Source organism: Streptomyces sp. KL2, from assembly GCF_046529545.1.
Taxonomy (GTDB): Bacteria; Actinomycetota; Actinomycetes; order Streptomycetales; family Streptomycetaceae; genus Streptomyces; species Streptomyces radiopugnans.
This window is the reverse complement of sequence record NZ_CP127170.1, coordinates 4,812,501-4,837,330: the sequence shown is the minus strand read 5'-3', so window position 1 is coordinate 4,837,330 and position 24,830 is coordinate 4,812,501. Positions and strand designations below refer to the sequence as shown.

Here is a 24,830-nt window from a genome sequence, read left to right as displayed (position 1 = left end):
CTACCGCCCCGCGGGTCAGCGGCCGCGCAGGCGGCGCACCAGGATGCTCGCGTCGCCGCGCGCCTCCAGGTCCGCGAGGACCACGGCGACAGCCTCGCGGACGATCCGGCCGCGGTCCACGGCCAGGCCGTGCTCACCGCGGAGCACCAGCCGGGCGTGCTCGAGGTCCATCAGCTCCTCGGCGGAGACGTAGACGGTGATCTTCTCGTCGTGGCGCTCGCGTCCGCTGGGGCGCCGGGCCGCAGGTCTGCCGCGCCGGGGAGCCGCCGCGCCCACGGCCGTACGGCCCCTGCCCTGGCCCCGGGCGGCGCCCGCGGGGGACTGGGCCGGGGGCTGGCCCGTCCCCCGGCGGGCCTCCGCCGGCTCGCGGCCGCCTCGCCCGGCGCTCTGGCCGGGCACCGGGGCCTGCCGGGGCTCGCGGCCGCCGTGGTCACCGGCCTCCGGGGCTCCGGCGGTGCCCGCCGCCGTGCGCTCCGGGCCGTCGCCGTCGTCCGCCGGGGCGTGCTCGCCCGCGGCTCCCTGCCCGCCCGCCGGGGCGGGGAGCCGGGAGGCGGCGGAGGCGTCGCCGCCGGTGTGCTGCTGGGGGGTCGACGGCTGGACCGGGGACCCTCCGGTGGAACGGAACAGTTCGTCGGCTGCCGGGAGACTCACTCGGCGTGGCACCGGGCGAGCACCTCCCTGGCGAGTTGGCGGTAGGCGGCGGCGCCGACGGAGTTGGAGGCGTAGGTGGTGATCGGCTCGCCGGCGACCGTGGTCTCCGGGAAGCGGACCGTGCGCCCGATGACGGTGTGGTACACGTTGTCGTCGAACGCCTCCACCACGCGTGCGAGCACCTCCCTGCTGTGCACGGTGCGCGAGTCGTACATCGTCGCCAGGATGCCGTCGAGCTCCAGTTCCGGGTTGAGCCGCTCCTGGACCTTCTCGATCGTCTCGGTCAGCAGCGCCACCCCGCGCAGCGCGAAGAACTCGCACTCCAGCGGCACGATCACCTTGTGCGCGGCGGTCAGCGCGTTGACGGTGAGCAGGCCGAGGGAGGGCTGGCAGTCGATGACGATGAAGTCGTAGTCGGGCAGCAGCGGCGCCAGGGCGCGCTGGAGCGTGGACTCGCGGGCGACCTCGCTGACGAGCTGGACCTCGGCCGCGGACAGGTCGATGTTGCTGGGCAGCAGGTCCATGCCCGCCACGGCCGTCTTCAGCAGCACCTCGTCCGCCGACATGCCCCGCTCCATGAGCAGGTTGTAGACGGTCAGGTCCAGCTCCATCGGGTTGACGCCGAGGCCGACGGAGAGGGCGCCCTGGGGGTCGAAGTCCACCAGCAGCACCCGGCGGCCGTACTCGGCGAGCGCGGCGCCCAGGTTGATGGTCGAGGTGGTCTTGCCCACCCCGCCCTTCTGGTTGCACATCGCGATGATCTTCGCCGGGCCGTGCTCGGTGACCGGGCCGGGGATCGGGAAGTACGGCAGCGGCCGGCCCGTGGGCCCGATGCGCTCACGGCGCTGGCGGGCGGCGTCGGGCGCGAGGGTGGCCGCGTACTCGGGGTCGGGTTCGTACTCCGCGTCGGGGTCGTAGAAGTGCCCCTCGGGGAGTTCCTCGTAGTGGGGGTCCGCGTGGTCGGCCGGCCGGCCGGTCTCGCCGCCCCTGCGGTCGGCGGCCATGGCGTTCGCTCGGTGGCCGTCCATGCTCTGATGGGCTGTCATGCTCGCCTGGTTCTGGTGGGCTGCGAAAGTCTGGACAGCGACGGAGCCGACGGCCTTGAGTCCCGAAGGGGCTTCGCCCCGCGAAGGCATTCCTGGTTGACCACCCGGGGGAGTAAATGTCGACTCATTCACAAGTCGTCCTACCTCCTTGGTGACCAGGAAACTTCTAGACAGGTCAGCGTGGCACCATGCCGATGATTGGCGACTCTATGGCGTGTCGGCCGTCCACAGCAACACAATCCGCCGTAGACGGCCGGATGTGTCGGCAACCATGTACCCGTCTGTCAAGGGCGTAACAGCCGCGCGGACGAGGTCTTCCGGGGGCGCGAAAGGGACGAAGCGCAACTATCGCGGCGAGTTGACGCCGCGTCGGCCCGGCGCCGGCCCCGCCCCGCGGCCAACCCCCCGCCGCACACGGGAAACCGCCGACCGGAGCCCGGAGGGTCCGGGCTCCGGCCGGCGGAACGGCCGTGGCGGTGTTGACGGGTGACGTTGACGCACGCCGTTGACCGCCACCGGCGCTTCATATGGCGACTTGTCTACTCCGTCGGCGACCGGCCGTCAGCCCGACCCGTCAGCCGAGCAGCGCGGCCGGCTCGCGCACCGGCAGCCCGTGCGCCTCGGCGACCGGGCCGTAGGTCACCTCGCCGTCGTGGACGTTCAGGCCCTTGGCGAGCGCGGGGTCGCGGCGCAGGGCGTCGCGCCAGCCGCGGTTGGCCAGCTCGACGATGTACGGCAGCGTGGCGTTGGTCAGCGCGTACGTCGAGGTGCTCGGCACCGCGCCGGGCATGTTGGCGACGCAGTAGAAGACCGAGTCGTGGACGGTGAAGGTCGGCTCCGCGTGGGTGGTGGGGCGCGAGTCCTCGAAGCAGCCGCCCTGGTCGATCGCGATGTCGACCAGCACGCTGCCCGGCTTCATCCGCGACACCAGCTCGTTGGTGACCAGCTTCGGCGCCTTGGCGCCCGGGATCAGCACGGCGCCGACGACCAGGTCGGCGTCGAGGACGGCCTTCTCCAGCTCGTACGCGTTGGAGGTGACCGTCCGCACCCGGGTGCCGAAGATCCGGTCGGCCTCGCGCAGCTTGCGCACGTCCTTGTCGAGCAGGGTGACGTGGAAGCCCATGCCGACGGCGATCTGGGTGGCGTTCCAGCCCGAGACGCCGCCGCCTATGACCACGGCCCGGCTCGGCGCGACGCCCGGCACGCCGCCGGGCAGCACTCCGCGGCCGCCGGCCGAGCGCATCAGGTGGTACGCGCCCACCTGCGGGGCGATCCGGCCCGCCACCTCCGACATCGGCGCCAGCAGCGGCAGCGCGCGGTCGGCGGTCTCCACCGTCTCGTAGGCGATGGCGGTGGTGCCCGAGCGCAGCAGCGCGTCGGTGCACTCCCGGGACGCGGCCAGGTGGAGGTAGGTGAACAGCGTCTGGTCCTTGCGCAGCCGGTGGTACTCCTCGGCGACCGGCTCCTTGACCTTCAGCAGCAGTTCGGCGGTGGCCCACACCTCGTCGGCGCTGTCCAGGATGACCGCGCCGGCCTCGGTGTACTCCCGGTCGGGGATGGAGGAGCCCTCGCCGGCGCTCCGCTCCACGTAGACCCGGTGCCCGTTGCGTACGAGCTCGTGCACACCGGCCGGGGTGATGGCCACGCGGAACTCGTTGTTCTTGACTTCGCGGGGGATGCCGACCTTCACGTCGATCACGGTCCTTGTCTCATGGGGGTGTCATGGTTGCGGAATGGACCGGGGCCCACCCCACCGCACCGGTACACGGGGTAAATGTCGGATGCGGTCGAGCGGCCGCAGCTCGGCCAGTCTAATGAAGGGTTTCTCCCTGTCCAGCCTTGCAAAGGGTCAATTTTTGCGAGGATCGCTGTCTATTTCGCAGGTCGACCGCCGCTCTCGGCGGTGCGCGAGGCTCCTTCCAGCATCCACCGCGCCACCGCGGGGCGCGAACGGGCGCCGCCTCCTGTGCCCGTCTCCCCGCCCCGGGCCGCGCCCCCGTCCCCGCGCACCGCCCCCGGACGCCCCCACCGCAGGGCCCGGCGGCGGGTGCGCCGCGCCTCCTCACCGCGGCCCGCGTACTCCTGGACCCTGGCAACCTCCTCCAGCGCCCGCGCGTACGCCTCCCCGTCCCGCAGCCGCCGGCAGGCCGCGGCACAGGCCCGCCAGGCGCGCAGGGCCTCCTCCCAGCGCCCCTCGCGCAGGTGCGCGGCCCCGATCAGCCCGTGCAGCCGGGCCTCGTCGGCCGGCTCGCCGCGGGTCTGGCACAGCGCCAGCGCCCGGCCGTACCAGTCGCCGGCGCGCCGGTCGTCGCCCAGGTGCGCGTAGGTGTCGCCCAGCGACTCCAGCGCCCGCGCGTACGCCGCCGCGCTCCGGTCGCCGCCGCGTCCGCCGTCGGCGCGGGCGGCCTCCAGTGCGCCGCGGTAGCGCGTCAGTGCCCGGTGCGGGCGGCCGGCGTGGGCGTCGAGGTCCCCGAGGTCGAGCAGGATCGCGGCGCGCTCGCCGTGCAGCCCGCGCCGCTCGGTGACGGGCAGCAGCAGTTCGTGGAGCCGGTACAGCTCGGGGGCGGCCGCCTCGTGCCCCAGGTGCGCGATCAGCGCCCCGGCGAGCCCGGCGGCCAGCCGCCGGACCAGGGTGTCCAGTTCCCCGTCCGCCACGGCGGCGCGGGCGGCCGCGCGCAGGCCCGGCAGCCGGGGGCCGAGCCAGGCCGCGGCGGCGGCGCGGCTTTCGAAGCGCAGGGCGCGCGGCAGCTCGGCCGCCGCCCGGCGCGCCGGTGAACCGGGCGGCTCGGCCGCGGCCCGGCAGGAACGCAGCAGCCGCGCCGACCGCTCCAGCACCCTGGCCCGGGCCAGCCTCACGTCCTGCGGGCGCTCCCGCTCCTCCAGCACGGCCGTGAGCACGGGGGCGAGGCAGCCCGGGACGGCGTACAGCCCCGGGGTGGCGGTGGTGCGCAGCAGGCCGAGCCCGGTGAAGGCCTCCAGTGTGGCCGCGGCCTCGTCCGCCCGGCATCCGGTGAGGGCCGAGGCGGTGTGGGCGTCGGCGAGTCCGGCCGGGGCGAGCGCCAGCAGGCGCAGGAAGCGCGCGGCCGAGGGCGGCAGCGAGCCGTGGACCAGGTGGAAGGCCCGCACCAGCGGCCGGGAGACCGCGGCGGAACGGGCCCGGGGCCCGGGGACGGCCGCTCGCGCGGGACCGGGGAGGCCACTGGGAAGGCCGCCGGGAAGACCGCCGAAGTGGCCGCCGGGCACGCGTCCCGACGCGTCCTCGGGCGCGTGGGCGTCGTCCGCCGCACCGCCGGGCAGGTCGTCGGGGAGAGCTCCGAAACGCCGGGCCGCCTCGGCGACGGACGCCGTGGGGTGGGCCGCCAGCCAGCCGCCGACCAGGACGAGCGCCGCGGGACGCCCCCCGCACGCCTCGGCCAGGGACTCCGCCGCACGCGGGTCGACGGTGACCCGGGGGGTGTCCCCGGCCCGCTTCTCCAGCAGGGCGACGGCCGCCTCGGTGCCGAGCCCCTCCAGCGTGCAGGGGCGCACGTCCGGGATGCCGGTCAGCGGCCCGCGGGAGACGGCCAGCACCAGGCATCCCCGGCCGTCGGGCAGCAGGCCGTGAAGCTGTTCGGGAGCGGCCACGTCGTCCAGGAGGAGCAGGGCGCGGCGGTCCGCCAGGGCGGCGCGCAGCGCCTCGGCGAGCTCCACGTCCCCAGCCCCGGCGGGAGGCGCGGCCAGGGGTTCGCCGGCCGTGCCGCGGGCCGCCGCCAGAGCGCGGAGCAGGTCGCGGGCGGTGCGCTCGGTGGGGACGGGGGTGCCGTCCGGGTCGCTGAGCCGGGCGCGCAGGATCCCGTCGGGGTAGTCGGCGGCCGCCTGCCGCGCGAACTCCTCCGCCAGCGCGGTGCGGCCCGAGCCGGGCCGGCCCGCGATCAGCAGGACGCGGCAACGGGCCGAGGGGCTGCCGGAGAGGGCGTCGAGCCCGGCGCGTCCGGCGTCTGCGCGCAGCCGGTCCAGTTCGCGCCGCCGTCCCAGGAGACCGCCCGCTGCCCCGCCTCCGTCCACGGCTCCGGCGGACGGGGCCGGCCCGCCGGTGTGCACCGCCTGATCCGTCACGGCTGGAAGGGTAGTTCACCACGGACGGTCCGCACCGGCGCCGCGCGCCCCGGGCGCGGAGCGGCCGCTCCGCGCCCGGGGCACGTTCACACTCCGGCCGCCGGCCGGCTCCTCATGCCCGGAACGGCCTGGCGGGCCAGGGCGCCTCGGCGGGGCGCAGGGCGTCCGGACCGCCCTCGGTCCGTGCGGCCGTCAGGGCCAGGACACCGGTCACCAGGCAGTTGTTGTGCAGGTCCCCCGCCAGCGCACCGCGTACCAACTGCGCCAGGGGCACACGCGCCACCTCCATGTCGGCCTCCTCGTCGCAGACCTCGAAGCGCTCGCCGTCGGCGTCGGACAGATCGCGGGCCAGGAAGATGCGCACCGCCTCGTCGCTGCCGCCGGGCGAGGTGTACACGTCGACCAGCACCCGCCAGTCCTCGGCCTTGACGTGCGCCTCCTCGTACAGCTCGCGCCGGGCGGCGCCCAGCGGGTTCTCGCCGGGGACGTCGAGCAGGCCGGCGGGGATCTCCCACAGCTTGTGCCTCACCGGGTGCCGGTACTGGCTGATCACCAGCACCCGGTCCTGCTCGTCGAGCGCGAGGACGGCCACCGAACCGGGGTGGACCTGGTAGTCGCGGGCGGCGACGGAACCGTCCGGCATCACCACACGGTCGGTGCGCACGCTGGTCTTGCCGCCCTCGAAGGGCGTCTCGGAGGCGGTGACCCGCCACTGCCTCGGGGTGTCCCGCAGAGCCCCTGCGTCCTTCTCCGCCACCGCTCAGGCCCCCTCGCCCGCCGCGGCGGGGGCGGCCTGAGGCGCGGCGCCCGAGCCCTGCTGCCGCTTCACGGCCGCCCCGACCAGACCGGCGAAGAGCGGGTGCGGGCGGGTGGGCCGGGAGCGCAGCTCGGGGTGGGCCTGGGTGGCGACCAGGTAGGGGTGGGTCTCGCGCGGGTACTCCACGTACTCCACCAGCTTGTTGTCCGGGGAGGTCCCGGAGAACACCAGGCCGGTCTTCTCCAGCTCGGCCCGGTAGGCGTTGTTGACCTCGTAGCGGTGGCGGTGGCGCTCCTCGACGTACGGCTCGCCGCCGTAGACCTCGCGCACGATCGAGCCCTCGGCGAGTTTGGCCGGATACATCCCCAGTCGCATGGTGCCGCCCATGTCGCCCTCACCGGCGACGATGTCGAGCTGCTCCTCCATGGTGGAGATCACCGGGTGGGGCGCGGCCTGGTCGAACTCGGTGGAGTTGGCACCCTCGATGCCGGCCAGGTTGCGGGCGGCCTCGATGACGATGCACTGCAGGCCCAGACACAGGCCCAGCAGCGGGACGCCGTTCTCGCGGGCGTAGGTGATCGCGGCGACCTTGCCCTCCACGCCGCGCTCGCCGAAGCCGCCGGGGATGCAGATGGCGTCCACGTCGCCGAGCTGCCTCCTCGCACCGCCGGGGACGCGGCAGTCGTCGGAGGTGACCCACTTGATCTTCACACGGGCGTTGTTGGCGAAGCCCCCGGCGCGCAGCGCCTCGGTGACCGACAGGTACGCGTCGGGCAGGTCGATGTACTTGCCGACCAGCGCGACGGTCACCTCGTGGTCGGGCTGGTGGACGCGGCGCAGCAGGTCGTCCCACTGGGTCCAGTCCACGTCGCGGAAGGGCAGGCCCATCCGGCGCACCACGTAGGCGTCCAGTCCCTCGGTGTGCAGGACCTTGGGGATGTCGTAGATCGACGGGGCGTCCTTGCAGGCCACCACCGCCTCCTCGTCCACGTCGCACATCAGCGAGATCTTGCGCTTGATGGAGACGGGCACGTCGCGGTCGGCGCGCAGCACGATGGCGTCGGGCTGGATGCCGATGTTGCGCAGGGCGGCGACCGAGTGCTGGGTGGGCTTGGTCTTCAGCTCGCCGGAGGGCCCGATGTAGGGCAGCAGGGAGATGTGGACGACGAAGACGTTGTCGCGGCCGACCTCGTGCCGCACCTGGCGCACGGCCTCCAGGAAGGGCAGCGACTCGATGTCGCCGACGGTGCCGCCGACCTCGGTGATCACCACGTCGACGTCGTCGGTGGCCATCCGGCGGATGCGGTGCTTGATCTCGTTGGTGATGTGCGGGATGACCTGCACGGTGTCGCCCAGGTACTCGCCGCGCCGCTCCTTGGCGATGACCGTGGAGTAGATCTGGCCGGTGGTGACGTTGGCGGAGCCGTCGAGGTCGACGTCGAGGAACCGCTCGTAGTGGCCGATGTCCAGGTCGGTCTCGGCGCCGTCGTTGGTGACGAACACCTCGCCGTGCTGGAAGGGGTTCATCGTGCCGGGGTCGACGTTGAGGTACGGGTCGAGCTTCTGCATGGTGACCCGCAGTCCCCGCGCCTTGAGCAGGGCGCCCAGGCTGGAGGCGGTCAGACCCTTGCCGAGCGAGGAGGCGACACCCCCGGTGACGAAGAGGTGCTTGGTCGTCATGGATGTCGAGGATCGAGTCGGCATGGCCAAGAGGGGGCTCCCGTGGTCGCGAGGTGACGTGCGCTTCGGCGCCCCGGTCGGATCGGCTCGACCGGTGGGGGTGCCGTCGCTGCGGTTCGGGGGTTGTTGTGCCCTCCGCTCCACGGGCTACCAGGGTATCAGCGGCGCGTCCGGGCTGCCGAGGCGCGGCCCGCCACCGCCCGGGCCGTGGCACAGTTACCGGGGCGGCCGCCCCGGCGATCGCCGCCGCGGCCGTCCACCGCGGTTGTCAATCACCGGATTGTTGTCACCCGGAAGGGCCCGTCACCCCTAAGGTGACCTCGGCGCGGAACATCTGGCCGCGTCGTATCCTGCTCAGACTGTCCGCGCGGGCCCTCCCGCGCGGCAGGACGGAAAACCGCACGTCCCACGGGGCGTAGCCACTGTTCGACTGGAGATGCTCGTGGCCGGGCGCATCGAGGATTACGCACTCATCGGGGACATGCAGACCGCCGCCCTGGTATGCAGGGACGGTTCGGTGGACTGGCTGTGCCTGCCCCGGTTCGACTCGCACGCCGTCTTCGCGGGACTCCTGGGCACCGAGGAGCACGGCTTCTGGCGCCTGGGCCCCGCGTACCCCGCCGGCCAGGAGCCGCCGGTCGCGAACCGCCGCCGCTACCGGGGCGACTCCCTGATCCTGGAGTCCGAGTGGGACACCCCGCGCGGGACGGTGCGTGTGATCGATTTCATGCCGCCGCGCGAGCACCACGCGCCGCAGCTCATCCGCATCGTGGAGGGCGTCAGCGGCCGCGTGCCGATGCGTTCGGCGCTGCGGATGCGGTTCTCCTACGGCTGGGTGGTGCCGTGGGTGCACAAGGTGGACGGCCGCACCGTCGCCGTCGCGGGGCCCGACTCCGTGTGGGTGGACTCCGAGGCCGACACCTACGGCAAGGACCTGACCACCTACGCCGACTTCACCGTCGCGCCGGGCGACCGGGTGGCCATGACGATCAGCTGGCAGCCCTCGCACAAGGAGCCCCCGGCGCCCGCGGAGCCGGAGACGGCCCTGACGGCGACCGAGGACTTCTGGCGCGACTGGGTGCGCCAGTGCACGTACCACGGCCCCTACCGGGAGGCGGTGGTGCGCTCCCTGATCACGCTCAAGGCGCTCACCTACGCCCCGACCGGCGGCATCGTCGCGGCCCCCACCACCTCGCTGCCCGAGCACATCGGCGGCGTGCGCAACTGGGACTACCGCTTCACCTGGCTGCGCGACGCGGCGATCACGCTGTCGTCGCTGCTGCGCACCGGCTACCGCAGCGAGGCGCTCGCCTGGCGCGAGTGGCTGCTGCGCGCGGTCGCCGGCGATCCGGAGAACCTGCAGATCATGTACGGCATCGCCGGTGAGCGCGAGCTGGGCGAGACGGAGCTGTCCTGGCTGCCCGGCTACGAGAACTCCCAGCCGGTGAGGGTCGGCAACGGCGCCGCCTCCCAGCTCCAGCTCGACGTGTACGGGGAGGTCATCGAGGCCCTGCACCTGGCCCACATGACCGGTCTGGCGCGCAACGACTACGCCAGCCTCCTGCAGATCAAGCTGATCGGCTATCTGGAGGACCACTGGAACGAGCCGGACGAGGGGATATGGGAGGTGCGCGGCCCGCGCCGCCACTTCGTGCACTCCAAGGTCATGGCCTGGGTGGCGGTGGACCGCACGATCCGCCTGATCGAGTCCGGCGAGGCGGACGGCCCGCTGGAGCGGTGGCGCGCGCTGCGCGACGAGATACACCGCGACGTGTGCGAGAAGGGCTACGACCCCGAGCGGAACACCTTCACCCAGTCCTACGGGTCCCAGGAGCTGGACGCCTCCCTGCTGCTGATCCCGCAGGTGGGCTTCCTTCCGCCGGACGACAAGCGGGTCATCGGCACCATCGAGGCCATCCAGCGCGAACTGTCCACGCCGGACGGCTTCGTGCTGCGCTACCCGACCTCGGGCGAGCACGCGGGGCTGGACGGGCTGGAGGGCGACGAGGGCGCGTTCCTGGCCTGCTCCTTCTGGCTGGCCGACGACCTGGCGATGATCGGCCGGGTGGAGGAGGCGCGCAGGCTCTTCGAGAAGCTGCTCTCGCTCCGCAACGACCTGGGGTTGCTCGCGGAGGAGTGGGACTCCCGTCTGGGGCGCCAGGTGGGCAACTTCCCGCAGGCGTTCAGCCACGTTCCGCTGATCGACACCGCCCTGCGGCTGACGGCCTCGGGCGCGTACGGCGGCTGAGGGCCCCGGCTCCGCCGTCCCGTCCGGCTCCGCCCGGTGACGTCCGTTTCCCGGACGCGCCGGGCGGTGCCGTGCCACGGTGCTGTACAACGTAGAACGGGGTCGTGAAAGCGCTCTCACCACAGAGTCCGCCGACTGTCCGCGTCCGGCGGTAGCGTCGGGATCCCGCGAGAGAAGGAGTTGTTCGCCCGTGCACGGTCCCAGACCCACCCTCGAAGCGGTCGCCGCCCATGCCGGGGTCTCCCGCGCCACCGTGTCGCGCGTGGTCAACGGGGGCGCCGGTGTCCGCAAGTCCCTCCGGGACCGGGTCCAGGCGTCCGTGGCCGAGCTGGGCTACGTACCCAACAGCGCGGCGCGCAGTCTGGTCACCCGCCGCACCGGAGCCGTCGCCGTGGTGATCGCCGAGCCGGAGACCCGGGTGTTCTCCGACCCCTTCTTCGCCCAGCAACTGCGCGGCATCAGCCGCGAGCTGGCGGCCTGCGACACGCAACTGCTGCTCATGCTGCTGGAGGGCCGCACGGACTACGACCGCATCGGCCGCTATCTGGCGGGCGGGCACGTGGACGGCGCGCTGATGTTCTCGCTGCACCGCGACGACCCGCTGCCGTCCATGGCGAACGCCTCCGGCCTGCCCACGGTCTTCGGCGGCCGGCCGGGCTGGCCCGGAGCCGAGGACGACCCCGACCTGCTGTACGTGGACACCGACAACCGGGGCGGCGCCCGGCAGGCGGTGGAGCACCTGCGGCGGCGGGGACGGCGGCGGATCGCGGTGATCACCGGCCCGCTGGACCAGACCTCCGCCCTGGACCGGCTCGACGGCTATCTCGACGCCCTGGGCCTGACCGAGCCCGATCCCGCCCTGATCGCGCACGGCGACTTCACGGCCGAGGGCGGCGAGCGCGCCATGGCCGAGCTGCTGGACCGCTCGCCCGGCCTGGACGCGGTGTTCGCCGGCAACGACCTGACGGCCACGGGCGCACTGCGGACGCTGCGCGCCCGCGGGCTGCGGGTGCCGCAGGACGTGGCGGTGGTCGGCTACGACGATCTGGAGCAGGCCGCCTGGGCCGAGCCGGCGCTGACCACCGTGCGCCAGGACATCCAGGGGATGGGGCGGATGATGGCGGAGCTGCTGCTGCGGCGGCTCGGGCTGGCCGACGCCTCCGGCGCCGGACGGCCTGCCCCGGTCGTCACTCCCGCCCGGCTGGTCGTCCGCGCCTCCAGCTGACCCGGCCGGGGCCGGGGGCCCTGTTCCCGCGCCCGGCACGGCGAAGGCCGGGGCACGGGAGCCGGGCACGGCGGGAGCCGGGCACGGCGGGAGCCGGGCACTGCGGGCTCCCGGGCCGTCAACCTCCCTGCGCCAGCTCGTCGTACACGCTCAGCACCTGGGTCACCGTGTCGTCCTCGCTCGGCCAGGTCGCGGCCTGGGCACGCCCGGCCGCGGCCAGCCCGCGGCGCCGGGCGGGGTCGCCGAGCAGCCCGCCCACCGCGTCCGCCAGCGCCTCCGCATCCCCGTAGGGCACCAGCAGCGCGGCGTCGCCGACCAGTTCCGGCAGACCGCCCACCGCGCTCGCCACCAGCGGCACCCCGGCCCGCAGCGCCTCCTGTGCCACCACCGCCCGGCCCTCCCAGCGCGCGGGCAGCACGGCGACGTCGGCGGCGGCGAGCAGCTCCAGGGCGTCCTCGCGCCGCCCCAGCAGCCGTACCGGCAGCTCCTCGGCCTCGATGCGGCGCTGGAGCGCGGGGCGCGCCGGGCCCTCCCCGGCGATGGCCAGCAGAGGCTGCGGATCCAGCCGGCGCCAGGCCCGGGACGCGGTCAGCAAGGTGGTGTGCCCCTGGCGGGGAACGAGCCGGCCGACGGCGAGGACCAGCGGGCGGCCGGTGACGCCGAGTTCGGCCCGGGTCTTCTCCCGCGCCGTGTCGTCCGCCCCGTCCGGCCGGCCCGGGCGTCCCTCGTGCCCACCGCACGGCACGGACACCGTCACCGGAGCCAGCCGGGCGTCGCGGGCGCCGTGGCGGCGGGCCCGGTCCACCAGGTCCGACGTGGTGCCGAACACCACCTGCGCGGCCCGCACCACCCGCCGCTCCAGCAGCCACATCAGCCGGGCCCGCGCCCCCACCGCCTGGGCCCGGGCGTGCCAGGTGACCACCAGCGGCGTCCGGCGCCGCCCGCACAGCGCCAGGGCGGCCGGCACACCGGCGCGCAGCCCGTGGGCGTGCACCACGCCGGCGTCCGCGCACACCGCGCGCAGCACCGCGGCCGCCTCGGGGCCGGTGCCGCAGCGCAGGGGGACGAAGTGGGCGCCGAGGCCGGTGAAGCCGTAGTCCAACTCGGTGCCCGGGGGCGCGCAGACGGTCACGCGCACCCCCCGCGCCACCAGTCCGGCGGTCAGGGAGCGCACATGTGCGCAGACTCGGGCGCTGCCGCCGCCGATCACCTGCACGACGTGCAGCGGCGGTCCGCCGCGCGGTGGAACCGGGGTGGTCTTCACAAGGGGCCGGGACTCCTGGTGTGAGGGCTCGGACGGCTCGGACTCGCGGATCCGCCCCCGGACGGGGTCGCGGATCACGCACAGCAGCGTACGGTGTACGGGCGGTGCGGCACCTCCAGGATGCCACCCCGGCCCCCGGCGGGACGCCACGCCGTACGGGTGAAACGCGGGCGGCCCGGAAAGGGTGCCCGAAGGCCGCGGTTCAGATGCCGGAGCGGGCCGCCTCCAGCAGCTCCTCGGCATGGGCGCGGGCGAGTTGCGAGTCCTCCTGCCCGGCCAGCATCCGGGACAGCTCACGCACCCGCTCCTCGTCCCGGAGGGTCTTCACACCGCTGCGCGTCACCGAGCCGTCGGAGGTCTTCTCCACCACCAGGTGCCGGTCGGCGAACGCCGCGACCTGCGGAAGATGGGTGACCACCACGACCTGCGCCGACTTCGCCAGCCGCGCCAGCCGCCGTCCGACCTCCACGGCCGCCCTGCCTCCCACGCCGGCGTCCACCTCGTCGAAGAGGTAGGTCGGCACCGGGGCGGTGCCCGCGAAGACGACCTCGACCGCGAGCATCACCCGCGACAGCTCGCCGCCCGAGGCCCCCTTGGCGATGGGGCGGGGCGGGGCCCCGGGGTGCGGTGCCAGCAGCAGCTCGACCTCGTCCACGCCGTGGGGGCCGAAGGCGACCAGCCGCCCGTCCACCTCGATCCCCGACTCCTCGTCCGCCGTCTCGTGCTGCCGCAGCTCCACCGTGACGCGGGCGTGCGGCATGGCGAGCTCGGTCAGCTCGGCGGTGACCGCGTCGGCGAACCGCTTGGCGGCCTCCGTCCGCGCCTGCGTCAACCGCTGCGCGAGAGCGGCCAGTTCGGCACGGAGCGCATCGCGTTCGGCGGTCAGTTCGCCGATCCGGTCGTCGTCGCCCTCGAGTTCGGCGAGCCGGGCGGCGCTCTCCTCGGCCCAGGCCAGGACTGCCGCGGTGTCCTCGCCGTACTTGCGGGTCAGATGGGACAGGACGGCCCGGCGCTCCTCGACCGCGGCCAGCCGCGCCGGGTCGGCGTCCAGGTCGTCGGCGTACCCGGCCAGCTCCCCGGCGACGTCCGCCAGCAGGATGCCCACCTCGCCCAGCCGGTCGGCCAGCGCAGCCAGCGCCGGATCGTGCGACCGCACGGCCTCCAGCGCACGCTGGGCTCCGGCGACCAGCGCGCCCGCGTCCACCGACTCCGGGTCGGCCGGATCGCCGGCCAGCGCGCCGTGGGCGGTGGCCGCGGCCGACGCCAGTGCCTCGGCGTGGCCGAGCCGCTCGGCCTCGGCGGCCAGTTCGGCGTCCTCCCCCGCCCGGGGTTCGGCCGCGGCGATCTCCTCCAGGCCGAAGCGCAGCAGATCGGCCTCCTGAGCGCGCTCGCGGGCGCGCGTGGTCAGCTCGGCCAGCTCGGCGGAGACCGCTCGCAGCCGCCGGTAGGCCTGGCCGTACTCGGCCAGCGGGACGGATACCGCCCCGCCCGCGTACCGGTCCAGCGCCTCTCGCTGCCGGGCGGGCCGCAGCAGGCCCTGCTGGTCCGTCTGGCCGTGCACCGCCACCAGGTCCTCACCCAGCTCCGACAGCAGCCCGACGGGCGCCGAGCGGCCGCCGACATGGGCGCGCGAGCGTCCCTCGGCCGAGATCGTCCGGCTGACCAGCAGCACGCCCTCGTCCAGCTCCGCGCCCGCCTCCTCGGCCCGCCGCGCCGCGGGCGCGCCGGGCGGCAGCACGATCCGGCCCTCCACCACGGCGGCCTTGGCGCCCACCCGTACGAGGGCGGCGTCCGCCCGTCCGCCGAGCAGCAGTCCCAGACTGGTGACGACCATGGTCTTGCCCGCGCCGGTCTCGCCGGTCACCGCGGTGAAGCCGGGGGACAGCTCGACGACGGCGTCATCGATCACGCCCAGGGCCCGAATCCGCATTTCCTCCAACACGGATACGACCATACGAGGTTCCGTGGCGGGATCCCCACTCACGGTCCGCACCACGCGCCCCGCGCGCCCCTTCCTCCCCGCAGCGCGCACGCGCGGCCGGTGCGGCGCGGTCAGTGCGGCGCCCCGCGCCATCCGGCCACCGGAAGGGCGAACTTCGCCACCAGGCGATCGGTGAAGGAGGCGTGGTGCAGCCGCGCCAGCCGCACCGGGACCGCGCTGCGCCGCACCTCCACCCGGGCCCCGGCCGGCAGCTCCGCGGTGCGCCTTCCGTCGCACCACAGGACGCCCCCCTGGGTCTGCGGCTGCACCTCGACGGCCAGCACCGAGTCGGGCGTGGTCACCAGGGGCTTGGCGAACAGCGCGTGGGCGCTGATGGGCACCAGCAGCAGCGCCTCGACCTCCGGCCAGACCACCGGCCCGCCCGCGGAGAAGGCGTAGGCCGTGGAACCGGTGGGCGTGGCGCACACCACCCCGTCGCAGCCGAAGCGGGAGACCGGCCGGCCGTCGACCTCCGCGACGACCTCCAGCATCCGCTCGCGGGCGGCCTTCTCCACCGAGGCCTCGTTCAGCGCCCAGTCGCGGTGGATCACATCCCCGTTGCTGCGGACGAGCACGTCGACGGTCATCCGCTCCTCCACCTCGTAGGAGCGCGCGACCACCCGCCGCACGACCTTGTCCAGGTCGTCGCGCTCCGCCTCGGCGAGGAAGCCGACCCGGCCGAGGTTGACCCCCAGCATCGGCACCCCCGAGGCACGTGCGAACTCCGCGCCGCGCAGCAGCGTCCCGTCCCCGCCCAGGACGACGATCAGCTCGCAGCCCTCCACGGCCTTCTCGCAGATCTCGCCGTCCCGCACCGTCTCCACGGACGGCGGCAGCGTCAGATCGGCCGCCTCCTCCGCCAGGACACGCGCGCCGATGCCGTTGCGCAGCAGCCCCTGGACGACGAGTTCGGCGCTGCGGACGGCGGCCGGGCGGCCGGTGTGGGTGATCAGGAACACGGTCCGCCCGGCGCCCTCCACACCCCCGGTGCTCTCGGCGCTCTCGGTGCTCTCGGCGCTCTCGGCGGTCGTGCTCTTCTTCGTGCTCTGCGCGGTCACTGGGGGCCCTCCGCCACGGCTCGGTCGACATCGGCCGGGTCCAGTTCGGGTGCCCCGGCACGCAGCCACAGGAAGTACTCGACGTTACCGGAGGGCCCCGGCAGAGGACTGGCGGTCACCCCGAGCACGCCGAAACCCAGTTCCGCGGCCCGGCCCGCGACGGTGCGGACCGCCTCGGCCCGCAGGGCCGGGCTGCGCACCACGCCCCCGCTGCCCAGTCGCTCCCGGCCCACCTCGAACTGCGGCTTGACCATCAGCACCAGATCGGCTCCGGGCGCCGCGCAGCGTGCGAGGGCGGGCAGCACCAGCCCGAGCGGGATGAAGGACAGATCACCGACGACGAGGTCCACCGGCTCACCGCCGATCTGCTCCAGGGTCAGCTCGCGGACGTTGGTGCGGTCGCGCACCAGCACCCGCTCGTCGCTCTGCAGCGACCAGGCGAGCTGCCCGTAGCCGACGTCGACGGCGACGACCCGCGCGGCGCCGGCGCGCAGCAGCACGTCGGTGAAGCCGCCGGTGGACGCTCCGGCGTCCAGCGCCCTGCGGCCGGCCACGGTCAGCCCGCGCGGGGCGAACGCCGCCAGGGCGCCGGCCAGCTTGTGGCCTCCGCGCGAGACGTAGTCGGGGTCGGCCGCGTCCTCGGCCACGACGACGGCCGCCCCGGTCTCCACCTGGGTGGCGGGTTTGGTCGCGGTGGCACCGCCGACGGTGACACGCCCGGCGGCGATGAGCCGGCCGGCGTGCTCGCGCGAGCGGGCCAGGCCGCGGCGCACCAGCTCCGCGTCGAGCCGGTTGCGCCGGCCACGCTGGTTTCGTGACGCTGCCACGTGCGGTTCAGCTCCCGGGGTTGTACGGCGCGCCCGGTGCGGGCGGCCCGGGTCGCTGGTCGAGCGCGGTCAGCGTGTCACGCAGTCCGCGGTGCACATCCTCGTACACCTCCAGATGGCCGGGAACGGCGAGGTGGTCGGCGTCCGCCAGGCGGCGCAGCCGGGCGTCGACCCCGGCGTTCCCGGTGGGGGTCACGTGCAGCCCCAGGGGCCGCGGCCCGCCGTTCCCGGCGAAGGGCTCCTCCCCCGGTTCCGTCGTGCCCGCCTCCACCAGGGCCCGCGCTGGTGGCTCCGTCTCCGGCATCGTGCCGGGCATCGGCTCGTCCATCGGTCTCCTAGCGAGGGGACCACCGGCTTCAGCCGGTGGCGGGGTTGCTCCTGACTCGGCCGGAGGCGGGGCCGCCCCCGGCCAGGCCGGGGGAGGACCGCCTCCCCTCACACGTGACGGCTCTCCGTTCGTCGCCAAAGGGGCCGGTCACCGGTCCGGGCCGCGGCCTCCGGGCTGGAAGCCCCTCCCCCGGGCGGGGAGCGCAGTCACGGTCACGACGCTACCGCGCGCGGCGCCCGCCACGACGGCGGCCACTCCTCCTGAGGTACCGTCGTGAGGCGATGGCGACCACACAGCAGTGCCGGACCGCGCTGGAGCGGCTGGCGGCCAACCTCGCGGACGCGGACGACGACGTGCGCAGCGCCGCCGCCCTGGAGCGCTCGGTCAGCTGCCATCTCACGGATCTGGACACCACCTTCACCGGCCGGCTCGTCCACGGCCGCATCGAGGACATGGCCACCGTCCACGGCCCGCCCCCCGAGCGCGCCCAGATCAGACTGGCCATGACCAGCGACGACCTCGTCTCGCTGGTGGACGGCCGGCTGAACTTCGCCCGGGCCTGGGCCCGGGGCCGCGTCAGGCTCGAGGCGGGCCTGCGGGACCTGCTGCGGCTGCGGTCCCTGCTCTGAACGGCCCCACTCCGTCCGGGGGCCGGGCGGCCGGACGGGCCGGGCCCGAAAGGCCGCGGGAAACGGGTGTGGACGGGGCCCCGGGTGGCGACGATGGCCGTATGACCGCCACCTCCCACGCCCGCTCCTTCGACACCGCCGCGGCCCTGTACGCCGCGAACCGCCCCTCCTACCCGCCCGCCCTCCTGGACGCCGTCGAGGAACTCTCGGGCCGCCCCCTCGCCGGTGCCCGCACCGCCGACGTCGGGGCCGGCACGGGGCTCCTCACCGCGCTCCTGGCCGCCCGCGGCGCCCGTGTCGTGGCCGTCGAGCCCGGCGACGGCATGGCGGCCGAGTTCCGCCGCGCCCTCCCCGGCGTCCCCGTGGTGCGCGGCGACGGAGACCGCCTGCCGCTGGCCTCCGGCCGCTTCGACCTGGTCACCTACGCCCAGGCCTGGCACTGGACCGACCCCGGGCGGTCGGTGCCCGAGGCCCTCCGCGTCCTGCGCCCCGGCGGCGCCCTCGCCGTCCTGCGCAACGACTCCGACGAGTCCGTCGGCTGGATCGCCGACCAGGCCGCCCGGGTGCGCCGCTTCTTCGGCGCCGGGCGGGAAGCGGTGGAGGCGGCCCGTGCCCGTGCGCTGCCGTCCGGGCCAGGCTTCACCCGGCGGCAGGTGCGCTGGTCCCGGCGGGTGCCGCTGGAGACCCACCTGGCCAACCTCGCCAGCCACTCCGACTTCCTCGTCATCGGGGAGGAGGCCGCCGGCACGTTCCTGACCGGGGAGCGCGACCGCCTGGACGCCCTCTTCCCCGGCGGTACGGTCGAGGAGGCCTACGTCGCGACCCTGTGCCTCACCCTCCGCTGAGCCCTCCCCGGCGAACTCTCCCGGACGAGCCCTCCCCGACGAAGCGGGCGCCGCCCGGGGCACACCGCGGCCCCACGCCCCGGGAGGCGGGGCCCCGGCGAGGGCCCGGGTCGGGCCCGGCGGAGGGACCTCACAGCCCGAGCACGGCCCGCACCTCGTCCACCCCGGGCAGGTCGCACACGCCCTCCCCCGCATGCGTCCACGCGGCGGCGCACAGCGCCCGCAGCCCGTCCAGCGGATCGTCCCCCCGGCCCTCCAGCCGCAGCACGCCCCCCTCCACCGAGGCCGCCCAGCCACCGCACAGGAACCCGCTCCGGCCCCCGTCGCGCAGCTCCTCCACCTCCGGCTGCGCCCGGTGCAGTGCGCGCAGGTCGGCGGCCACGTACGTCGGCCGGTGCTCGGGGGGAGCGGCCAGCAGCTGCGCCGCGTCCGTCACCCCGGTGAGCACCAGCAGCGAGTCGACGCCCCCCGCGTACGCACCCTCGATGTCGGTGTCCAGCCGGTCCCCGACCACCAGCGGCCGCTCCGCACCCGTCCGCAGGATCGTCTCGCGGTGCATCGGCGGCAGCGGCTTGCCGGCCGTCCTCGGCTCCGGCGCCGGGCGCATCCAGCGCGTCGCGATCCGCACCACCTCCACGGCCGCGCCGTTGCCCGGCGCGATGCCCCGGCCGCTGGGAATCGTCAGATCCCCGTTGGAGGCGAACCACGGCAGTCCGCGCCCCACCGCGACCGCCGCCTCCGCCAGCCGCCCCCAGGGCATCTCCGGTCCGCCGTACCCCTGAACGACCGCCGCCGGAGCGTCGTCCGCGGACTCCACCGGCTCCAGGCCGCGCTCGCGCAGCGCCACCCGCAGGCCCTCGCCGCCGACACACAGCACCCGCGAACCGGCCGGCAGCTCCTCGGCGATCATCCGCGCCACCGCCTGTGCCGAGGTGACCACCTCCTCCGGCTCGGCGGGCACCCCCAGCCGCGTCAGATGCCCGGCGACGGTCAGGGGGGTGCGCGCCGCGTTGTTCGTCACGTACGCCAGCCGCATCCCGGCCTCCCGGGCCGCCGCGAGCGAGTCGACCGCGTGGACGACCGCCTCACCGCCCGCGTAGACCACGCCGTCCAGGTCGAGCAGCGCGGTGTCGTACATCCGGCTCGGCGGGGCCGCACAGCCCTCCGGCCGGGTGCGTATCGGGCGGTGTGAACCGGTCATCGTCGTCTCGCTCCTTGCGTCGGCGGTCCTCCTCCCCCGATCATCTCCCACCCGGCGCACCGGCATAGCATGCGTCAATGCTGCGTTCCCCGGGCCCCGAACACCCCTCGGGCGGCCTCCTCCTCGCTCCCTTCCGCGGCCTGCGCTACGCCCCCGACCGGGTCGGCAGCCTGGCCGCCGTGACCTCGCCTCCGTACGACGTCGTGGTACGGCCCGACGGCCTGCACCACCTGCAGACCGCCGACCCCCACAACATCGTCCGGCTGATCCTCCCGGAGGCCGCCGACCCGGCCGCCCGCCACCTGCAGGCCGCGCGGACCCTGCGCCGCTGGGAGGCCGACGGCGTCCTCGTACGGGACCCGGAGCCGGCCCTGTACGTCTATGAGCAGCGCCGGGGCGACGTGCTCCAGCGCGGCCTGATCGGCGCCCTGCGGCTGACCCCGCCGGACGAGGGCGTCGTACTGCCCCACGAGGACGTGATACCGGAGGTCGTCGAGGACCGCGCGGCCCTGATGCGCGAGACCGCCGCCAACCTCGAGCCACTGCTGCTGTCGTACCGCGGCGACGGCACCGCGACCGGCGCGACCGCCGTCATCGAGCGCACCACCGGCAGACCCCCGCTGTTCTCCACCACTACCGAGGACGGCTTCTCGCACCGGCTGTGGGCGGTAACCGACGCGGAGGAGATCGCCGAGGCCGGGCGCGACCTCTCCCGCCGCCAGGCCCTCATCGCCGACGGCCACCACCGCTGGGCCACCTATCTGCGGCTGCGGTCCGAGCACACCGGGGAAGGCGCCGGCCGGGACGGCTTCTGGGACCACGGCCTGGTGCTGCTGGTGGACACCGTCCGCCACCCGCTGCGGGTGCAGGCCATCCACCGCGTGCTGCCCCGCCTGCCGGTGGCCGACGCCCTGGCCGGGCTGGAGGGCGCCTTCCGCGTCCGAACCGTCGGCGGTCCGCTCCCACACGCCCTGCGCGCTCTGGAAACCGCCCCCGGCAACGCCTTCCTGCTCACCGGCGACGGCGCCTTCCACCTGCTCCACGACCCCGACCTCGACCTGCTCGCACGCACCGTCCGCGACGGCCCTCCCGAGGAATGGCGGCGGCTGGACGCCACGGTCCTGCACTCGACCCTGCTGGCCGCCGTCTGGCGCATCCCGGACCGCCCCTCCGAGATCGGCTACCTCCACGACGCGGCGGCGGCCGTGGAGCAGGCCGAGCGCCTGGGCGGCTCGGCGGTCCTGATGCGCGCGGTCGCGGAGGACACCGTGCGCGCGCTGGCCCGCCAAGGCGTGACCATGCCCCGCAAGTCCACGTCCTTCGGTCCCAAACCGGCCACCGGCCTGGTGCTGCGCGCCCTCGACGGCCTCCCGGAAGGGCCTGCCTGACCGTACGGCTGGGGGCGGGGTCCGTCCCACGACGGACCCCGCCCCCAGCCGTGCACAGCGCGTCAGACGCCGCTCAGCGCTCTTCCTCCACGCCCCGGTCGCGGTCGCGGCTCCCGCCCCCGCTCTCCCGGTCCTCCCGGCCTGCCTCGGCCGCCTCGGCGGGAACCTCCCCGTTCCCCTTCTCCGGCTCGGGCACGTCCTCCAGGTCCGCCTCCGGGTCGAGCGCGTCCAGGAACTCCACACCGTCCAGCTGGGCCAGCCGGTCCGACGCGTCGGTCATCCCGCCCTGGTCCGCCTCCAGAGCCCTGGCGAACCACTCGCGGGCCTCTTCCTCACGGTCCACGGCCAGGAGTGCATCGGCGTACGCGTAGCGCAACCGCGCCGTCCACGGCTGCACGGAGTTCGACGCCAGCTCGGGGCTCTGAAGCGTGACCACGGCGGCCTCGGCCTGCCCCATGTCGCGCCGTGCTCCCGCCGCGACCAGCCGCATCTCCACCTGGCCTGCCTTGTCGAGCTTCTGCACCTCCGGCTCGCCGGCCATGGCCAGAGCCTTCTCCGGCCGGCCGAGGCCGCGCTCGCAGTCGGCCATCACGGGCCACAGGTGGGACGCACCGGTCATCCGCCGGGCGGCCCGGAACTCGGCCAGCGCTTCGGCGTACTTCCCCACCCCGTAGGCGGCGAAGCCCGCTGCCTCGCGCACCGCGGCGACACGGGAGGCCAGCCGCAGCGCGACCCTGGCGTACCCGTACGCCTGCTCGGCGTCCTCGTCCAGCAGCTTCGCCACCATCACCAGATTCCTGGCGACGTCATCGGCCAGCGTCTTGGGCAGGCTCATCAGCTCCTGCCGCACGTCCTTGTCCAGCTCCTGCCCGGTGACGTCCTCCGGAATCGGCAGCCGCCTGATGGGCTCCCGGTCCTGGTTGCGGTCGCGCGGGCGCTCTTCACGCCGGTAGCCGGTGTCCCCACCCTCGCGCCGCCCGCGGTAACCGCCCCTGTCGTCACGTCGGTCGTCACGGCCGCGGCCGCCGCCCTGACCGTACGGGCGCCTTCCGCGGTCGTCGTCCCGACGCGGACCACGGGGCCGATCGCTCCGGTCGTCACGGCGGTCGTCACGGCGGTACGACGGACGCTCATCCCTACGGAAACCACCGCGATCACCACGCTCGTCGTCGCGGCGCGGGCCACGAGGCCGCTCACCCCGATCGTCACGGCGGAACCCACCACGGTCTTCACGCCGGTCGCCACGCCCCTGATCCCGGTCGTCACGCCGGAACGACGGACGGTCCTCACGCCGGAAACCCCCGCGGTCGTCACGCCGGTCATCCCGACGGAAACCACCACGGTCACCACGCTCATCGTCCCGACGCGGACCACGGGGCCGGCCGCTCCGGTCGTCACCCCGATCGTCACGGCGGTACGACGGACGCTCATCCCTACGGAAACCACCGCGATCACCACGCTCGTCGTCCCGACGCGGACCACGAGGCCGCTCACCCCGATCGTCACGGCGGAACCCACCACGGTCCTCACGCCGGTCATCCCGACGGAAACCACTTCCGCGGTCGTCGTCCCGACGCGGACCACGGGGCCGATCGCTCCGGTCGTCACGGCGGTCGTCACGGCGGTACGACGGACGCTCATCCCGACGGAAACCACCGCGATCACCACGCTCATCGTCGCGGCGCGGGCCACGAGGCCGCTCACCCCGATCGTCACGGCGGAACCCACCACGGTCCTCACGCCGGTCGCCACGCCCCTGATCCCGGTCGTCACGCCGGAACGACGGACGGTCCTCACGCCGGAAACCCCCGCGGTCGTCACGCCGGTCATCCCGACGGAAACCACCACGGTCACCACGCTCATCGTCCCGACGCGGACCACGGGGCCGATCGCTCCGGTCGTCACTCCGATCGTCACGGCGGTACGACGGACGCTCATCCCTACGGAAGCCACCCCGCCTCTCGTCACCACTCTGGCGACGCGGCCTGTCCGAGCGCTCGGGCCGGCCCGGCTGTTCCTCGGAGGAATTGGACATTGATGTGGCTCCTGTCTTGGGGTGGTACATGTTCAATCTTGCGCACAAACAGCAAAAGGGCCCTTGGTCCCAGCATGCACGCTGGGACCAAGGGCCCTTCAAAGATTGTTCGGCGGCGTCCTACTCTCCCACACGGTCCCCCATGCAGTACCATCGGCGCTGAAAGGCTTAGCTTCCGGGTTCGGAATGTAACCGGGCGTTTCCCTCACGCTGTGACCACCGAAACACCATCCGAGTGTTCCAAGCGAACAAGCACACTGTTCAATTAGAACCCCGAAAAACCTGCCGAGGCCGTTCGTGGTCTCAGAACCCACACAGTGGACGCGAACATCTACGGACAAGCCCTCGGCCTATTAGTACCAGTCAACTCCACCGGTCACCCGGCTTCCATCTCTGGCCTATCAACCCGGTCGTCTCCCGGGAGCCTTACCCCCTCAGTGGGGGTGGGAGTCCTCATCTCGAAGCAGGCTTCCCGCTTAGATGCTTTCAGCGGTTATCCCTCCCGAACGTAGCCAACCAGCCATGCCCTTGGCAGAACAACTGGCACACCAGAGGTTCGTCCGTCCCGGTCCTCTCGTACTAGGGACAGCCCTTCTCAAGACTCCTACGCGCACAGCGGATAGGGACCGAACTGTCTCACGACGTTCTAAACCCAGCTCGCGTACCGCTTTAATGGGCGAACAGCCCAACCCTTGGGACCGACTCCAGCCCCAGGATGCGACGAGCCGACATCGAGGTGCCAAACCATCCCGTCGATATGGACTCTTGGGGAAGATCAGCCTGTTATCCCCGGGGTACCTTTTATCCGTTGAGCGACGGCGCTTCCACCAGCCACCGCCGGATCACTAGTCCCGACTTTCGTCCCTGCTCGACCCGTCAGTCTCACAGTCAAGCTCCCTTGTGCACTTACACTCACCACCTGATGACCAACCAGGCTGAGGGAACCTTTGGGCGCCTCCGTTACCCTTTGGGAGGCAACCGCCCCAGTTAAACTACCCACCAGACACTGTCCCCGATCCGGATCACGGACCCGGGTTAGACATCCAGCACGACCAGAGTGGTATTTCAACAACGCCTCCACACACACTGGCGTGCATGCTTCACCGGCTCCCACCTATCCTACACAAGCCGAACCGAACACCAATATCAAGCTGTAGTAAAGGTCCCGGGGTCTTTCCGTCCTGCTGCGCGAAACGAGCATCTTTACTCGTAGTGCAATTTCACCGGGCCTATGGTTGAGACAGTCGAGAAGTCGTTACGCCATTCGTGCAGGTCGGAACTTACCCGACAAGGAATTTCGCTACCTTAGGATGGTTATAGTTACCACCGCCGTTTACTGGCGCTTAAGTTCTCAGCTTCGCGGCGCCGAAGCACCACTAACCGGTCCCCTTAACGTTCCAGCACCGGGCAGGCGTCAGTCCGTATACCTCGCCTTACGGCTTCGCACGGACCTGTGTTTTTAGTAAACAGTCGCTTCTCGCTGGTCTCTGCGGCCACCCCCAGCTCACCGTGCAAGACGGATCACCAGGCGTGGCCCCCCTTCTCCCGAAGTTACGGGGGCATTTTGCCGAG

General features: G+C 73.8%; 18 protein-coding genes, 2 rRNA genes and 1 pseudogene (1 of these 21 only partly in view). 5 read left to right on the top strand and 16 right to left on the bottom strand.

Annotated elements, in window-relative coordinates; genetic code table 11:
• Positions 1-15: 15 nt before the first annotated feature.
• The 6 genes from QPK52_RS21710 to QPK52_RS21685 all read right to left on the bottom strand — a co-directional run bounded on the left by QPK52_RS21710 (position 16) and on the right by QPK52_RS21685 (position 8,253).
• Positions 16-651 carry a hypothetical protein gene (locus QPK52_RS21710; RefSeq protein WP_410539118.1) on the bottom strand — a complete coding sequence of 212 codons (636 nt, stop codon included), beginning with the start codon at positions 649-651 and terminating at the stop codon, positions 16-18.
• Complete coding sequence (locus QPK52_RS21705) at positions 648-1,787, bottom strand: ParA family protein (protein ID WP_410539117.1); 1,140 nt, start codon at positions 1,785-1,787, stop codon at positions 648-650. Before QPK52_RS21705 ends, QPK52_RS21710 begins: the two co-directional genes overlap by 4 nt.
• A 484-nt stretch (positions 1,788-2,271) precedes the next feature.
• Positions 2,272-3,387 (bottom strand): alanine dehydrogenase, encoded by a 1,116-nt coding sequence (gene ald / locus QPK52_RS21700; protein WP_410540433.1) that lies wholly within the window; start codon positions 3,385-3,387, stop codon positions 2,272-2,274.
• Between the two features lie 182 nt (positions 3,388-3,569).
• Complete coding sequence (locus tag QPK52_RS21695) at positions 3,570-5,792, bottom strand: tetratricopeptide repeat protein (protein ID WP_410539116.1); 2,223 nt, start codon at positions 5,790-5,792, stop codon at positions 3,570-3,572.
• Between the two features lie 112 nt (positions 5,793-5,904).
• On the bottom strand, positions 5,905-6,549 hold the full coding sequence (locus QPK52_RS21690; protein WP_410539115.1) for an NUDIX domain-containing protein: 645 nt from the start codon (positions 6,547-6,549) through the stop codon (positions 5,905-5,907).
• A gap of 3 nt (positions 6,550-6,552) precedes the next feature.
• Entirely contained in the window at positions 6,553-8,253 is a 1,701-nt protein-coding gene (locus QPK52_RS21685; RefSeq protein ID WP_410539114.1) for a CTP synthase, read from the bottom strand.
• Positions 8,254-8,665: 412 nt separating this feature from the next.
• Between QPK52_RS21685 and QPK52_RS21680 the strand changes: the two genes are divergently transcribed.
• A complete protein-coding gene (locus QPK52_RS21680; protein WP_410539113.1) occupies positions 8,666-10,477 on the top strand; it encodes a glycoside hydrolase family 15 protein in 1,812 nt (603 codons plus the stop codon).
• A gap of 190 nt (positions 10,478-10,667) precedes the next feature.
• Positions 10,668-11,702, top strand: coding sequence for a LacI family DNA-binding transcriptional regulator (locus QPK52_RS21675; RefSeq protein WP_410539112.1), 1,035 nt, complete (start codon positions 10,668-10,670; stop codon positions 11,700-11,702).
• Between the two features lie 118 nt (positions 11,703-11,820).
• Here QPK52_RS21675 and QPK52_RS21670 read toward each other — a convergent pair whose 3' ends face one another.
• The 5 genes from QPK52_RS21670 to QPK52_RS21650 all read right to left on the bottom strand — a co-directional run bounded on the left by QPK52_RS21670 (position 11,821) and on the right by QPK52_RS21650 (position 17,160).
• A complete protein-coding gene (locus tag QPK52_RS21670; RefSeq protein WP_410540432.1) occupies positions 11,821-12,966 on the bottom strand; it encodes a glycosyltransferase family 4 protein in 1,146 nt (381 codons plus the stop codon).
• Between the two features lie 202 nt (positions 12,967-13,168).
• Positions 13,169-14,920: a DNA repair protein RecN gene (recN, locus tag QPK52_RS21665; RefSeq protein ID WP_410539111.1), complete on the bottom strand. Its 1,752-nt coding sequence runs from the start codon at positions 14,918-14,920 to the stop codon at positions 13,169-13,171.
• A gap of 98 nt (positions 14,921-15,018) precedes the next feature.
• Positions 15,019-15,906 carry an NAD kinase gene (locus QPK52_RS21660; RefSeq protein ID WP_093662942.1) on the bottom strand — a complete coding sequence of 296 codons (888 nt, stop codon included), beginning with the start codon at positions 15,904-15,906 and terminating at the stop codon, positions 15,019-15,021.
• Between the two features lie 95 nt (positions 15,907-16,001).
• The gene (locus QPK52_RS21655; RefSeq protein WP_410539109.1) at positions 16,002-16,832 is read right to left on the bottom strand and encodes a TlyA family RNA methyltransferase; all 831 of its coding nucleotides are present in this window, start codon (positions 16,830-16,832) and stop codon (positions 16,002-16,004) included.
• A gap of 7 nt (positions 16,833-16,839) precedes the next feature.
• Positions 16,840-17,160, bottom strand: coding sequence for a hypothetical protein (locus QPK52_RS21650; protein ID WP_410539108.1), 321 nt, complete (start codon positions 17,158-17,160; stop codon positions 16,840-16,842).
• Positions 17,161-17,441: 281 nt separating this feature from the next.
• Here QPK52_RS21650 and QPK52_RS21645 point away from each other — a divergent pair, with 281 nt between their 5' ends.
• Both QPK52_RS21645 and QPK52_RS21640 read left to right on the top strand, forming a co-directional pair.
• The gene (locus QPK52_RS21645; RefSeq protein WP_410539106.1) at positions 17,442-17,789 is read left to right on the top strand and encodes an SCP2 sterol-binding domain-containing protein; all 348 of its coding nucleotides are present in this window, start codon (positions 17,442-17,444) and stop codon (positions 17,787-17,789) included.
• Between the two features lie 101 nt (positions 17,790-17,890).
• A complete protein-coding gene (locus tag QPK52_RS21640; RefSeq protein WP_410539105.1) occupies positions 17,891-18,634 on the top strand; it encodes a class I SAM-dependent methyltransferase in 744 nt (247 codons plus the stop codon).
• A 130-nt stretch (positions 18,635-18,764) separates the two neighbouring features.
• Here the strand turns inward: QPK52_RS21640 and QPK52_RS21635 are convergent, their stop codons facing one another.
• Entirely contained in the window at positions 18,765-19,835 is a 1,071-nt protein-coding gene (locus QPK52_RS21635; protein WP_410539104.1) for an HAD hydrolase-like protein, read from the bottom strand.
• A 77-nt stretch (positions 19,836-19,912) separates the two neighbouring features.
• On the opposite strand from QPK52_RS21635, the gene QPK52_RS21630 reads away from it, so the two are divergent.
• Complete coding sequence (locus QPK52_RS21630) at positions 19,913-21,223, top strand: DUF1015 family protein (protein WP_410539102.1); 1,311 nt, start codon at positions 19,913-19,915, stop codon at positions 21,221-21,223.
• 73 nt (positions 21,224-21,296) lie between these two features.
• Here QPK52_RS21630 and QPK52_RS21625 read toward each other — a convergent pair whose 3' ends face one another.
• The 4 genes and pseudogenes from QPK52_RS21625 to QPK52_RS21610 all read right to left on the bottom strand — a co-directional run.
• Positions 21,297-22,118 (bottom strand): hypothetical protein, encoded by an 822-nt coding sequence (locus tag QPK52_RS21625; protein WP_410540431.1) that lies wholly within the window; start codon positions 22,116-22,118, stop codon positions 21,297-21,299.
• Between the two features lie 291 nt (positions 22,119-22,409).
• Positions 22,410-23,288, bottom strand: a pseudogene (locus QPK52_RS21620) (hypothetical protein); the annotation flags it as partial.
• Positions 23,289-23,365: 77 nt separating this feature from the next.
• A 5S ribosomal RNA gene (gene rrf / locus QPK52_RS21615) occupies positions 23,366-23,482 on the bottom strand.
• A 109-nt stretch (positions 23,483-23,591) separates the two neighbouring features.
• Positions 23,592-24,830: ribosomal RNA gene (locus QPK52_RS21610) — 23S ribosomal RNA — on the bottom strand; it runs 1,880 nt beyond the window's last position.